A 13,226-nucleotide genomic window follows, 5' to 3' on the forward strand; every position below is an offset into this window, starting at 1 on the left:
CAATGCCTCAGACAATAGTTTCAATTTAGCCGAATCTTACCCCAGATCCGGATGATTTTAGGCTGGGCCGGCCTAAAATCTGAATCCCGATCTAAATCAAGGAATAGAGCATGATGTCGTCCGAAAACCGCTTCACACTTTTCGGCATCATGCTCTAAACAGGGTTGAGGCGATTTGCGTGGTCGAACGCGCGGGCGCTGACGAGCAACCGGTAAGTTTGATGGCCATCCGCTTCGACCGCCCCGTTTCCAACGCCGCCCGCTTTTCGCGGCTGCTCGGGGCGTTTTCCCTGGTGCTGGCGCTGGCGGTGATGATCGCCCACCGCTTCGGCGGCCTCGCCACACCCTATCTGGTGCTGCTGCTGATTGCCGCCGCCGGCGGCGCGCTGCTTGCCGCCATGCTTGCCGCAGTCGGGCTGCGCAGCCTCTGGATGACGGGTGCCGAAGGCGGGCTGGCGGCGCTGGCGGCGCTGATCTATGCCGCCTTTCCGCTCGGCCTCGGCGCCTATGCCACCGAGCGTTACATGACGCGGCCCGATATATACGACGTTTCCACCGATCCGGTCTCCGCACCCGACTGGCTTTCGCCGCCGCACTCCGACCAGATCTGGCTGAAACGCAACGTTGATGTGACGCCGGAGGATCGCGAAAAGCAGCTCGCCGCCTATCCCGAACTCACCGGCCGGCGCTATGAGGGCGCGCTCGACCGGGTGCTCGAAGCAGTGCGCAAGGTCGCCAAGATGAGCGGCATGACCATCACCAAAAGCAGTGGCGACACGGAGCCCGGCCGCGATCCCGAGGACAGGCCGGTCAAGCCGCCGCGGCCAAGCGACGATGCCGTGGCCGATGCGCCCGATATCGTCCCCGTGCCGACGCCGCGCCCCTATGACGACGACGTCGCCAAGCTGATCCGCGGCGCCAACGGCGTGACGCTGCAGGGCACCACCCGCACGCTGATCCTCGGGCTGCGCTTCGATATCATCATTCGGCTCCGCGAAGAGGCCGAAACCACCTTCGTCGACATCCGCGTCGCCTCCCGCTACGGCCAACACGACCTCGGCTTCAGCGCCGAAATCGCCGGCGATTATCTGAAGGCGCTGGATGCCGAGCTGTTGGGAATTGCGGGTGGGTGAGCCGCGGTGCCGCCAAAGGCGGCAGCAATCGATCCAGTGAATCGATTGCAGCGGCGAACGCCCTGAGCCCAAAGCGAAGGGCCGGGATAGGGTGCGGCAAACTCGACAACCTTGTACCGCAATAAGAGGACAAGGGCTGTTATCGGAAGCGAGGTCCGCGGCCCAGGAGATCGCCGAGACCAGCCCCTCATCCGGCTGCCGCCACCTTCTCCCCGCTCGCGGGGCGAAGGGGAATCGCCGGAACCTCTCGATTCCCTCTTCTCCCCAGCGGGGGTCCGAAGGACGGGTCGAGACCCGCGGCTCGACCCCGGTCAGTGCCCGTAGGGCGGATGAGGGGGCCGGCGAAGCCGGTCTTTCCTTACAACGTTCATGCGGGCTTCGACCGCGCTCGCGTCGGCCCGGCGGGATAGTTAAGATGAGAGGGCGTGCCGTGTGGCCCCCTCATCCGACCCTTCGGGCACCTTTGCCTGGGTTGAGCCACCCGTCTCAACCCGTCCTTCGGACCCCCGCTGGGGAGAAGAGGATATGCCGCGCCGTCTTCCTCAACCGACGTTGCGTTTGGCACGTCCCCTCGCCCCGCGAGCGGGGAGAGGGTTAGGGTGAGGGGCAGCTATCCGCGCAAAGGCGCACGCCCCTCACTCCACCACCAACCACCCCGTATACCGCACCACCAGCCCCGTCAGTCGCCCGCCGATCTCCACGTGGAAGTGGAACCGCCCATCCCGCTCCTCCTCATAAGTATCCCCGCCAGGCGCCAGAAACATCGGCAGCGGAATCCCTAAAAACCGCCAGCCGCGCACCACGAGCCGCAGCTTTTCGCCATCCGGCTCCGCCGCCATCAGCACCCGGAACGGCCCGAAGACTTCGGCGAGCAGATCTCGGTCGCGGCCCTTTGCCTCGACCTGCCAGCTGCGGAAGACCGTGCCGCCGAAATCGCGTGTCCAGATCTCCTTGTCGCCATCGCTCACGAAACGCACCGTGACCGGCACATCCTCGCCCGCCGGGGGAAAGCCGATCAGGCGAGCGACGATCCTCGCCAGCAGCCCGCTGCCGCGCTCGATCCGCGCCCGGCCGGAGGCGACGCGCGCGCCGCCGGCATGCAGGGCGGCGAGGGCGGGCGGCAGCCGCTCCCAGGCGCTGCCGAGGATCCTCTGGTAGAGCGGCTGGCGTGCCTCCTCGTTTTCCATCGTGATGCCGGATGTGATCGAAAACCGCTGGAAGGCCGCTTCGAAATCCGCAAGCTGCAATTCGCCGGCCGCCGGCCGTGCGCCATTTTCCGGCCGGATGCCGGTCAGCAGCCGGCGCACCAGCGCGTCCACTGCGATGACCGGAATGAACGGCCCGTCATCCCCTTCGGCAATCAGATGCCAGCCGCAGGACAGCCGCTTTCCCGCGTGATCGACGCCACTGATGCGGACGAACATGCCGCCGCGATGTTCGCCGATCGCGAAGCTATGGCTCGCACGTTGCAGCAGCCGCGCAAACGGCTGCAGCGATGGCAATAGCCGGAAGTGCACAAGCCTTGCCGCAAGGCTGAGCAAGCGCTGCAGCGGCTGCGGCTCCGTGCCGACCCCGGTGAAAGTCGATTGCAGGCCGGCAAAGCGTGCCGGCAGCAGCTTGAGATCCGGCGCATCCACCAGCAGGAATTTCCGGCTGCGCAGCGGCTTAACCCCCGGCGGCGCCACCGTCACCCGCATCGCATCGATCAGCCCGCGCCCGGAGGCCGGCGATCCATGGCGCAGCACCGCCACCGGCTTGCCGGCATAGGTCGCGATCGCCCTCACGACATTGAGCCCGATCTTTACATGCGGCGAGGGGGCAATGCCCGCCGCGACACATTCGATCCGGGAGAAATGCGGCGCCATCGCATCGAGTGCTGCGAAGGAGAGGGCGGGTAAGCTGCTGAGCCCTGACAGAGCGAAGGTGCCCTTGGCCTTGGCCGCCGCATCCAGCCCACCGACGCCGGCGACGAAGCCGGTGCTGTCGGCGATATCGGCATAATCGATGCTCAGATCGATGCAGGCCTCGACCACCCTATAGGCATCCTTCCCGAAAGTCTGGAACGGCCCCGAGGCATCGACGACGAGATGAGGCCTCAGCCGCGTCAGCTGTTCGGTGAGATCGCCGTCTCGGTCGAAGCTGACGGCCTGCACCATCGCGCCGAGATTGTTGCTTCCCAGGCCCTCGGCTCCATCTTTCGGCGTCCGGAGATCGGCAACGAAATCGTCAGCCTTTTCAAGCGACCGCCCGGCAACCAGCAGCCTGAGCCGCGGTTCATCGCCAAGCAGTCGGGCAAGCCGCCCGCCAAACGTGCCGTAACCGCCGATGATGAGCAGCGAAAACCGGTCCTCGCTCATGTGATGAAACGGCTGCGCTGCTGCGGCGTCGGCACCATGCAGCTTTGCCGCCCGGCAATCTTCAGCCGGTTGCGGGCGATGAATTCATAGAGCGCATCGGCCGCCCGCCGCGGCAGCAGCCGGAAAATCTTCACCAGCGAATAGGGAAAGCCGAGCCCCGCCACCATGCGGATCGAGCCGTCGGACTTGAAGAAGGCGCGGCCGTTCTCGATCAGGATATTGGTCTCGTAATCGCGCGCATGAAGCCCGTAATGCCGGTAGAGCGCTTCGCCGAGCGGCGTCTGCGCCGCCAGGAAGCGGTATCGCTGCTGCTTGTCATGTTTCAGCGCGAATTTCACCCAGCCGGTGCAGAACACGCATTCGCCATCGAAGATGATCAGCGGTCGGTCATCGGCAAAGGCGGGCACATCGGCATCGTTGCGATAGCTGTAATCGGCTTGAGCCCGCATCATCATCTCCCCACCCTCATGACCCCACCCTCATGTTCATGCCGCCGGCCGGTAGAGGGCGGCAAGCGTTGGCGGCCCATCCGCCGCAATCTCGCCGCGCTCCAAAAGATCCTCGATATGGGCGAGCACGGAAAGGGCGGCCGCCCCATGCAGCTTCGGATCGGTATCGCGATAGATCACCTTCACCATCTCGGCTATCTGCCTGTCGCCTGCCTGGACGCGCGCCAGCACCGCCTGCTCGCGCCTGAGGCGATGCGCCTTCAACGCCCGGAGGAAGCCGGCCGGCTCCGTCACCGGCCCGCCATGGCCGGGCAGCAGCAGACCGTCCTCACGTTCAATCAGCCGCTCGAGCGAGGCCATGTAATCCGCCATCGAACCATCCGGCGGCGCGACGATCGAGGTCGACCAGGCCATGACGTGATCGCCGGAGAATAGGATGTCGCGGCCATCAAGCGCGAAGGCGGCATGATTGGCCGTGTGCCCCGGCGTCAGCACCGCAGTCAGCGCCCAGCCATCGCCCGAGAGGGTCTGACCGTCACCGAGCGTTATATCGGGCACGAAGGATAGATCCGAGCTTTCGGAGAAGGGATTGATCTCGCCCTCGCGCAGCGGCCGCGCCGGCCGGTGCGGCCCTTGCCCCACCGTCACCGCCCCCGTGGCCGCCTGCAGCCGCCTGGCCAGCGGCGAGTGGTCCCGATGCGTGTGGCTGACGACGATATGCGTCACCGCGCGGCCGCCAAGCGCTGCCATCAGCGCCTGATAATGCGCCTCGTCCTCCGGCCCGGGATCGATGACCGCGACGGAGGAAGAGCCGACGATATAGCTATTGGTGCCGAAAAAGGTGAAAGGGCCGGGATTGTTCACTGTCACCCGCTCGACACCTGAAACAACCGGCACGGCCTGCCCATAGGCCGGCTCGAAAGCGAGGTCGAAAGCGGGACTGTCCATGAAGGAATGATCTCGGGCCGATGACGTCGCCAATTTCTAGCACGACATCAGGCACCGCGCAGCGCATAAAATCTGCGCCGGGTTAAACTTAGTCATTGTGACAGGCGAAGAGCTTTGCTAATCAGGCGTCGATTTGAGCAAGCGGTTTCCGCTCAAGCTCTGGTGGGGCGTCGCCAAGCGGTAAGGCAACGGTTTTTGGTACCGTCACCCCTGGTTCGAATCCAGGCGCCCCAGCCATCGTTTTTCACGCTTTTATTCCTAATCTTTGCGCCTTTATGAGGCGGCGCCGGTCGTCACTTATGGTAATATTATATAGATAACCATAGGATCATATTGATATCTTTATAAACATATAGATATGATTATGATCATAAAGATATCTATATGAGGACTTTATGGCGCGACCAAACCCAGAAAGCGCTCTGCGCTTCCCGCTTTCAACAATTTTTGGGACCGAAGCGAATGTGCGGGTGATGCGGGAATTATCGCTTCACGGCGGGCAATTGAGTGTTGGCAATCTCATCAACAGAACCAAGATATCCCGCCCTCCCATACTCGCCTCGCTGGCAACCCTCACAAGTTTTCAAATCGTTACCGAAAGTGGAACCGGATATGCCCGTCTTTTTAGTCTCAATCGAGGCTCGCCATTCTATACCCCAGTGCAAGCCCTGTTCGAGACGGAGGAAAGGCGCTTTGCCGATATCCTTGCCGCAGTGAAAGAATGCGCCTCCCTCTTCGGGGACAAAGTTGTGGCGGCATGGGTATTTGGCAGCGTCGCGAGGGGAGAAGACAAGGCCTCAAGCGATCTGGACGTGGCGCTCATAGCTGATGCGCCAGACATCGAAACGATACAAAACGGAAGCATCGATTTTCTGGCGGCCAAAGGAAAAGAGTTATCCTTCGCGCCATCGATCAACACCCTGTCTATCACTGACTTGAAACGCTTGCGCCAAAGCGACGATCCCTTATGGAAAGCGTTTCTAAACGAAGGACTGGTAGTGCTTGGACCTCGTCCTGAATCAATTGCGATGTGAAGAGACTGCGTTGACCAGAAGTGGCCCTTCGAAACCCTCTGACGCTCGTCATGGTGCAAATCGCTTGATAATCGCCAGGGGATTTCTGGAATCGGCTAAATTGCAAATCAGCAGTGCTCAAGCAGGAACACTCGGAAATCCGATTGCTGCGACTGTGGTCAACGCAGCAATCGCCTATACGGATGCACTGACGGCAACCTTCGCAAACAAGATCAATCAAAACGATCACGCAGCGGTCATCAAGACGTTGCGAGACGCATTGGGAAATCGACTGCCAAAATCTCAGGAGACCAGGCTAACTCGCATTCTCGGCAACAAAGACTTAGCCCAATACGGAGGCCGTTTCATGCTGTTATCCGACGCGGAATCTCTATTCGAGCAGTTGAAGGAATACGCAGAGTGGGTGGAAAATGAGATGATCCGCCGCTGACCTAATCTCTACCTAGGCGCTGGTAGTTCGCAATCAGGTTGTCGAGATGCTTGTCATTCCATTCGGATACCGACTTCATGCCGTGATCACCCTGCCTGCCGCCGTCTTCAAAGACAGGCGGAAATGGTAGGGCGTGATCTCCTCGAAAAGCACAACGTCACCCGGCTTGGCGCCGGTTCGGGTAAAGAACTCACGCACGAAGATACGATCCTGAAAGAAGGTTCGCGGTCGGCCCTTCTGGTCAGCGGGAACAAAAGTATTGGTTTGCAAGGCGCCGAACTCCAGCCGAACAAGACGGGGCGCAGGTGTGTGAACACTCGTGCCGCCGAAGACATCCAGCGGAAGCTTGCGGTAGAAGGGCGTGATGTAGATGTGGGGCCGTTTTCCGTTCAATGTGAAATTGCCGGCGGTCAGCTCGCTCTCATAAACCGTCATGCCGTCTTCCTCCGCCCGCGTTTCGCCTCTGGCGCCGCCTCCCGCTCGGCGCGGATGCGCTCCAGCAGTTTTTCAGCCGGCTCGTCGTTTTCGTCCTGGGGGACCAGTTCGCCGCGGAAGGCCTTGGCAAGGATCGCCTCGCCCAGCTTGCCCACGAGGTCCAGCGCGCGCATGGCTTCCGCTGCAAGCCGGTCAGTCATGGCGAAGGCGGATTCGATGCGGTGGACAATTTCCTGTTGTTCTTCAAGAGGAGGAGTGGGAACGCGCGTTTCACGAACGGTCGAACCGTTTATCTTAGGCATATTTCCGGCGGATCCAGTCGCATTTGCGCGGAAATAAGACCTTGCGGAATCGCTGTTCAGATAAGTCGCAAGGTATCGCGGGTTCGTTTTTTTATCGTTGACCCTGATCCGCATCATAAGGTCGGGAAAGATAAATTCACCAGGTGGGCCATCGAAGAGAACCGTCGTACCAAGAAGCTCCAGCGAATTTGCTCGTTGGATAACAATATCATCCGATAGCAACCAGAACTTTGAGTCTTCCGGAAGCGTTTGGTCGAGATACTTGATCGTGCTTTCATCCAGGCGCAGCCTGCCGCTCGAAGTTGCCGACAATTTGAGCGACTTCAAGCCGCTCACTTTACCATCAGCTTTAGGCGACCAGCCATTAGATGGACCATGAGAGACAAGCTGGCTGAGCGGCAAGTTCTCCCAAGGAGCCAGTGTCGTCTGTCCGCTACGCCAGTCCTTCGTCAACTCCCCGCTAAACGCCTTGCTGAGCACGGCCTGCTTGAAGCGGGAGACGAGGATTTCGATGCGGGCGAGTTCGGTGCGGGCGCGGGCGGATTTTGCGTTCAACGTATCCAGCTTGGCCACGATGCGCTTTTGCTCATTCAAGGGTGGGAGGGGCAGACTGGTTGTTTCCAGGAATTGCCTGGGGACACGCCGCTGTCCTACCGCACCCGTCATCGAATGCTCGGCGACTTGCCGATAATTCTTGCGCCGGAGAAAACGCCAAAGGAAGTCGGGTTCAACTGCACCCTTCGATCGGAGAACGTGAAATTCCGTTGAGCCACACGCCATGCCGTTCGCCAGATCCCGCGCAACAGCAATCTTTCCATTTTCCATGCATGGCGTAATCTTCGCGAATATGACATCGCGATCAGCAAAATGCGTATACCCCTTCCAAATCTCGGATAAAGGACGAACGACTGATTTGTCGATGATCGCGCCGGTCTCATCGTCGACCGCTGGCATAGGTACAAAGTTTACGCCAAGCGATTGGTCTACGTCTGGATCATGCTTGGGGTTGAATTGGCATAGCTCTTCCAATGTCGCCTCAACCCACCCCTTTGGCAGTCCGCTCATTCCGCCGCCTCCGGCAGTTGGTCGTCCAGCTCGGCGGTAAGTGCCTCGATCTCAAGTATGGCGGCCTGCAGATGGCCAAGAATGGCGGCGGCGATGTCGTCCGGCTCGACGAGGCCTTCTTCTGCCTCTTCCTCCGCCTCACGCAGCCATGAGATATCTAAATTATCGCTGCGCGCGGCGATCTGCGCGCGAGTGAACTTACGCCAACGGCCAGCCTCACCCTCGTCCGGGCCGCGCTTGGTGCCATAGGGGTCTTTGCCAAAGGCCTGTTCGAAGCCTTCGAAATGGGCTTCCGTCAGTGGCGTGGTCTTGCCAAATTTCGGCATCTGGGCGCGCAGGTCGTAGATCCACACGGCCTTTGTGTTCCGGTCTCCGTCTTGGCGCGCGTCAGGAAGATGACATTGGTCTTCACCCCTTGCGCATAGAAAATGCCAGTGGGCAGGCGCAGGATCGTATGTACGTCGCACCAGTCCATCATCATCTGGCGAAGCTGCCTTCCGCGGCCATCCTCAAAGAGCACATTATCCGGTACGACGATGGCTGCACGGCCGCCGGGCTGTAGCGCGCGAATGCAATGTTCGACGAAGGGAAGCTGGTAGGAGGAGACGGTGGCGGTGACGGACAGATCGTCGCGCGTCGGCGCGCCGCCCGCCGGGCCGAAGGGCGGGTTGGTGAGGATGAGGTTGGCGCGGCCGAGCCCCTTGCCCTTGTCGGACAGCGTATCACCCAGATCGACATGGTCGCTGTCAATGTTGTGCAGGTAGAGGTTCATCAAGAGTAGGCGCAGTGTGCCGGGTACGTTTTCCATGCCATGGAAGGCATGGCGTTTCTGGAACTCCTGCTGCTTCCTGCCGAGATCGAAATAATTGTCCGTGACCGCGCGCATGTAGCGGTCGGCGGCGATCAGGAAGCCGCCGGTGCCAGCGGCGGGGTCCTGGATCACCTCGCCGGGCTTTGGCTGCATCAGGCGGACCAGAAGCTCGATCAGCACGCGCGGGGTAAAATATTGCCCGGCGCCGCGCTTGGTTTCTTCCGCGTTCTTCTGCAGCAGACCTTCATAAAGATCGCCGAACTGGTCGCGGTCCTCGGAGAACCAGTCGAGCTCGTCGATGGCGGTAACCAGCGTCGTCAGGTTCTGCGGCTCGCGAATGAAGGTGGAGGCATTGTCGAAGATTTCCTGTACCATTTCCGGAAGCGGGCGGGCATCGGCATAACGCTTGCGCTCATCCGGCGTCGCATTCTCGCCCGGCGGCAGGACGAGCGCGTCATCCTTGCCGAGGCGAGTGCTGACCGTACCCAGCGTCACCAGCGTTTTGCGGTAAAGTTCCAGCTTTGCGAGACCGTTTGCTTGAACCAGATCGGCCCAGCGCATGGACCTTGGCAGGCTTCCCGTCTCGCGGTTGCGCTCAGCCATCATCTTCAGAAACAATAGATAGGTCAGCTCGGTCACATATTGCTGGTAGGTGATGCCGTCCTTCCTGAGCACAGTGCAGAGGCGCCAGAGTTTCTGGACGATGGCATTGGCATTCATGACTGTATTCTTTTCTGATCGCGGATCGGTGATGCGTTTGTAGCGGTGGTGGGGCTCTGGTCAACTCAGGCGGCGGACGATCCCCAAATTGCTTCGTTGAAGGCGTGCAGGACATCGTCCAGTTCGCCGTCGAACTCTTGGGAGATGCGCTTGAAGCCGCCCTTATCGGCAAAGACACCTTGATCGAGCAGGGTCGGATCGGCCACGGGCTTATCCTTCAGCGCGCGGCCGATGCGGCGCAGCCATTCCTTCTGCTTCTGAGTCCAGGCGCGTGACTGTTCGATCTTCACGATCGCGTCTTCCACGCGCTTGGCATAGGGGATCAGCGGATCGCCGAGTGCGGCCTGGCGGACGAAGCCGATAATGTGGGCAGCGATATCGGCGTTGCGAGCCTTGCCATAGGCCGCGCGCAGCATGGCTTCGGAATAGTTCCTCTCATCCAGCAGGCCGGCGAGTTCCGACAGTTCTTTGCGGGTCAGATCGCGCGGGCGCTGGGTAACGGCAATCAACGCCGGGACCTGATTCATGTTCTCGCGCACGAAGCGCTCGAATCCGGTGATGTAGTCCTCCGGCGTGGTGTTCTTGCCGAAGATTTCCTCGATGCGCAGCAGCTCATCTTCATGGGTGGAGATCACCACGCCGTCACCGCCGTCTCCGGTGTGCACCGGACGGCGCTCCAGAAGGTCGAGCACGCGCGGGTAGGCTTTCAGCCAGTCCTGTAACTCGGGACCGGAGCGGGTGGCAAGTCGCTGCACCGCCATTTCCGGCGTCTCGCCCGTATGACGCTTAAAACTTTCGCGGGTTTCGGCATCCATTCGTTTTGTCATTGCGCGCATGCGCACGATAACCTGGCCGGCGACCCAGCTCTTGTCCTCGTCTGTTTCCGCCGTGTCGAGATCGGTGACAAGCTGGCCGAGCGACACATCCGGCTTGACGACGACGGGGCGCATGTCCGTCATCTCCTGCAGCTCGGCATAAAGATCGACGGCATCGAAGATGCGGAAATACTCCTTGCCGATCTCCGGGCAGAGCCGTGTGGCGCGGCCGATCATCTGGTCGTAGAGGATACGGCTCTTGACCCTGCGAACGAAGACGAGATTGCAGATTGAGGGCACGTCGATACCCGTCGTCAGCAGATCGACGGTGACTACATATTTCGGATAGGGATCATTCTTGAACTTCAGGATCAGGTCGTCGGGCTTGTCGACATTGCCGGTGATCTTCGTCACCATCTTGTGCGGAACAGCATCCTTGCCGTGTTCCTCCTGCAGTTCCTCGATCAGCAGGCGGACGATATCGTCGGCGTGGGCATCGCGGGCGGCGAAGATCAGCGTTTTGCCCGGCTTGCCAGGTGGGATCTCGGTTGCGATCGCCCGGCAGACGATTCGATTGAAGGACTCCGAATAGACCCGCTTGTTAAAATCGGCGAGATCGTAGTCGAGCGGAACGTCATCTGGCAGTTCGAAAAGATCGATCTGGCCCGTCTTCCGATCGATAATCTCGACCTCCTCGCCGCCATCGAAATGAATGCCGGCCTCTGAGAGCGCCGTGGTGATGCGCTTCGGCGGCAGATGATCGTTGAGGTATCCTTCAACGACGGCCTGGCGATAGCCATAGTGGAAGACAGGATGGCCGAAAATCTCGCGGGTGTGCAGCGCCGGTGTCGCCGTGAGCGCCACCCTCACGGCATCGAAATAATCGAGGATCTGGCGATAGGCCGACTGGTAGTCATCCAGATTCCGGAAGCCGATATCACTTTCGCGCAGCTCCGCATCGAGTGTATAGCCGCGATGCGCTTCGTCAACGATGATGCAGTCGAAGGTGCCGGGTGTCGGGCGCTTGGCCGGATCCGGTTCGTTGAGGATGCGGGCGATCAGCGACTGGACGGTCGCGACCTGTACCTGATCTTCGTCTTCTGGAACCTTCTTCTCTAGCGCCGCGACCTTGTAGATCTGGGCGAAGTTTAGCATGCCTTCGATCTCGGTCGTTTCCAGAGCGTCGTTCGTCTGTTTGCCAAGGGCTTTGCGGTCGACGAGGAAGAGGATGCGGCGGAACCGCTTGTGCTTAAGAAGCCGGTACATCAGCGCAATGCTGGTGCGCGTCTTGCCCGTGCCGGTCGCCATCGAAACGAGTATCTCGCGCTGGCCCGCGACGATCGCATCCTCGATGGCAGCGATCGCCTCTTCCTGATAGGGGCGCATCTTGCCCTTGCCGAAGCTTTCCTCGGCCAAACCTTGGGCGGCTGCGTCGAGATCGGTCTCCAGAATGTCGAGCAGATCTTTTGGCGAAAACCAAGCCGTGAGTGGCCTCGGATGATTTGTGTTACGGCGCAGGTCGCAAAACCAAATGCCGGACTTGGTCTGCCACTGGCGGACGAAAGGGCGGCCATTGGTGGCGAAGACGAAGGGCACGCGGAAAGGATCCGCCAGCCCATGCTTCCACGGTCCATCAGAATGGCGATGCTCTAGTGGGAGTTCGATAGTCCGGGCATAACGTTCCGCCTGGTTGAGTGTTGACGGCACATCCACGCTCTCGCGCTTTGCCTCAATGACACCGACGCAGGTAAGCCCGATGAAAAGGGCATAATCGGCTCGTCCGCCCTCTGACGGCCATTCGGCAATTGCGAGGTTCCGCCCTTCCTCCGGCCGCGCGCCCTTCTGATGCACGAGTGTGCCGCTGTCGGCCTCCCAACCGGCATCGACAAGCTGCACGTCGATGAGGCGGCGGGTTTGTCTTTCATCAAGCTCCAGGCGGCTGGCGGCCTGGAGGCCGGCCTGCTTGAACTCTAATTGCAGCTGTTGCGGCTGCGCCTCCGCCTGTTTCTGCAGTTCCTCTAGATTCCGAGCGATATCGGCCTGGTCAGTTTCGAGATCGAGGGCCGTTTTCTCCCAGACAGCACTTTCCTCGGCCCTCTGACGGGCGAGTTCCTCGGCGGCGGCTCGTGCGTTGGCCAGTTCCTCGGCTGAGGCGTGCGCCGCGGCGAGCTTTGTCTCGGCTTCCTGTACCTGGCGCCGGAGGATATCGAGTTCAGACTGCGTGGCCTGATCCACTTCCTGCGGCGATCTGGGCGGCACGAACGGGCCCGGCTTGAAGTTCGGGTCGCGGCCATAGGTCCGCCGATACCAGACACCGAGCGCGCGGCAGAATTTCAGAGCAGAGAGCGCCTCAGCGGATGAGCCGCCAAAGTCGTGGTTGGCTTTGTTGCCTGCCTTGCGCACCGCATGAAAGATATCGGCCACCTCGCGCGGCAGTACCTGCTGAGTTGCAAGGCGGCGAAGGAGGTCATGTGTCGTTTCACGGCCGGTAGCATTATAAACGCCGGATAGAGCTGCGATTTCCTTGACCATGTATTCGCCGAACTGACGGCTCTTGATCAGCGACGTGTTTGCGTCTTCCGCAAAGAAGCGCTCTGCCAAAACTCCAAGCCGGTGGAGCTCCGGGCTAATCTCTTCAAGATGATCAAAATTCGCCGACAACTGCTCTACCCAATGCCCGACCCCCGCCTGGCATAGACATGCCACACGTTTTGAGTGCGGGCAAACA

At 60.7% G+C, this 13,226-nt stretch carries 9 protein-coding genes, 1 tRNA gene and 1 pseudogene; 4 read left to right on the forward strand and 7 right to left on the reverse strand.

What is annotated here, in order from left to right; all coding sequences use genetic code 11:
- Positions 1-220 precede the first annotated feature (220 nt).
- On the forward strand, positions 221-1,132 hold the full coding sequence (locus RL_RS05660) for a DUF1499 domain-containing protein (RefSeq protein WP_011650821.1): 912 nt from the start codon (positions 221-223) through the stop codon (positions 1,130-1,132).
- 635 nt (positions 1,133-1,767) lie between these two features.
- On the opposite strand, the gene RL_RS05665 is transcribed toward RL_RS05660, so the two are convergent.
- The 3 genes from RL_RS05665 to RL_RS05675 are packed head-to-tail and all read right to left on the reverse strand — an operon-like array spanning position 1,768 to position 4,886.
- Positions 1,768-3,489 carry an SDR family oxidoreductase gene (locus RL_RS05665; RefSeq protein ID WP_011650822.1) on the reverse strand — a complete coding sequence of 574 codons (1,722 nt, stop codon included), beginning with the start codon at positions 3,487-3,489 and terminating at the stop codon, positions 1,768-1,770.
- Complete coding sequence (locus RL_RS05670) at positions 3,486-3,944, reverse strand: thiol-disulfide oxidoreductase DCC family protein (RefSeq protein ID WP_041936197.1); 459 nt, start codon at positions 3,942-3,944, stop codon at positions 3,486-3,488. Before RL_RS05670 ends, RL_RS05665 begins: the two co-directional genes overlap by 4 nt.
- 30 nt (positions 3,945-3,974) lie before the next feature.
- Entirely contained in the window at positions 3,975-4,886 is a 912-nt protein-coding gene (locus RL_RS05675) for an MBL fold metallo-hydrolase (RefSeq protein WP_011650824.1), read from the reverse strand.
- A gap of 163 nt (positions 4,887-5,049) precedes the next feature.
- On the opposite strand from RL_RS05675, the gene RL_RS05680 reads away from it, so the two are divergent.
- From RL_RS05680 to RL_RS05690, 3 genes are all read left to right on the forward strand, one after another.
- Positions 5,050-5,123: transfer RNA gene (locus tag RL_RS05680), tRNA-Gln, on the forward strand.
- A 158-nt stretch (positions 5,124-5,281) separates the two neighbouring features.
- The gene (locus RL_RS40425) at positions 5,282-5,920 is read left to right on the forward strand and encodes a nucleotidyltransferase domain-containing protein (protein ID WP_011650825.1); all 639 of its coding nucleotides are present in this window, start codon (positions 5,282-5,284) and stop codon (positions 5,918-5,920) included.
- Positions 5,921-5,930: 10 nt separating this feature from the next.
- Positions 5,931-6,350 carry a hypothetical protein gene (locus tag RL_RS05690; RefSeq protein ID WP_244432351.1) on the forward strand — a complete coding sequence of 140 codons (420 nt, stop codon included), beginning with the start codon at positions 5,931-5,933 and terminating at the stop codon, positions 6,348-6,350.
- 75 nt (positions 6,351-6,425) lie between these two features.
- Here RL_RS05690 and RL_RS05695 read toward each other — a convergent pair whose 3' ends face one another.
- The 4 genes and pseudogenes from RL_RS05695 to hsdR form a co-directional block, all read right to left on the reverse strand.
- Complete coding sequence (locus RL_RS05695; protein WP_011650827.1) at positions 6,426-6,785, reverse strand: hypothetical protein; 360 nt, start codon at positions 6,783-6,785, stop codon at positions 6,426-6,428.
- Complete coding sequence (locus tag RL_RS05700) at positions 6,782-8,152, reverse strand: restriction endonuclease subunit S (RefSeq protein ID WP_011650828.1); 1,371 nt, start codon at positions 8,150-8,152, stop codon at positions 6,782-6,784. Before RL_RS05700 ends, RL_RS05695 begins: the two co-directional genes overlap by 4 nt.
- Positions 8,149-9,683 (reverse strand): annotated as a pseudogene (locus tag RL_RS05710) (N-6 DNA methylase). Before RL_RS05710 ends, RL_RS05700 begins: the two are co-directional and overlap by 4 nt.
- A gap of 65 nt (positions 9,684-9,748) precedes the next feature.
- Positions 9,749-13,099, reverse strand: coding sequence for a type I restriction-modification system endonuclease (gene hsdR, locus RL_RS05715; protein ID WP_244432353.1), 3,351 nt, complete (start codon positions 13,097-13,099; stop codon positions 9,749-9,751).
- Between the last annotated feature and the right edge of the window lie 127 nt (positions 13,100-13,226).

The sequence above is a fragment of the Rhizobium johnstonii 3841 genome (assembly GCF_000009265.1).
In the GTDB taxonomy this organism is placed as follows: domain Bacteria; phylum Pseudomonadota; class Alphaproteobacteria; order Rhizobiales; family Rhizobiaceae; genus Rhizobium; species Rhizobium acaciae.

Bases quoted from the DNA above. Each gene is read 5' to 3' on its own strand.
- RL_RS05660 (WP_011650821.1), top strand. From the start codon at position 221: ATGGCCATCCGCTTCGACCGCCCCGTTTCCAACGCCGCCCGCTTTTCG.
- RL_RS05665 (WP_011650822.1), bottom strand. From the start codon at position 3,489: ATGAGCGAGGACCGGTTTTCGCTGCTCATCATCGGCGGTTACGGCACG.
- RL_RS05670 (WP_041936197.1), bottom strand. From the start codon at position 3,944: ATGATGATGCGGGCTCAAGCCGATTACAGCTATCGCAACGATGCCGAT.
- RL_RS05675 (WP_011650824.1), bottom strand. From the start codon at position 4,886: ATGGACAGTCCCGCTTTCGACCTCGCTTTCGAGCCGGCCTATGGGCAG.
- RL_RS40425 (WP_011650825.1), top strand. From the start codon at position 5,282: ATGGCGCGACCAAACCCAGAAAGCGCTCTGCGCTTCCCGCTTTCAACA.
- RL_RS05695 (WP_011650827.1), bottom strand. From the start codon at position 6,785: ATGACGGTTTATGAGAGCGAGCTGACCGCCGGCAATTTCACATTGAAC.
- RL_RS05700 (WP_011650828.1), bottom strand. From the start codon at position 8,152: ATGAGCGGACTGCCAAAGGGGTGGGTTGAGGCGACATTGGAAGAGCTA.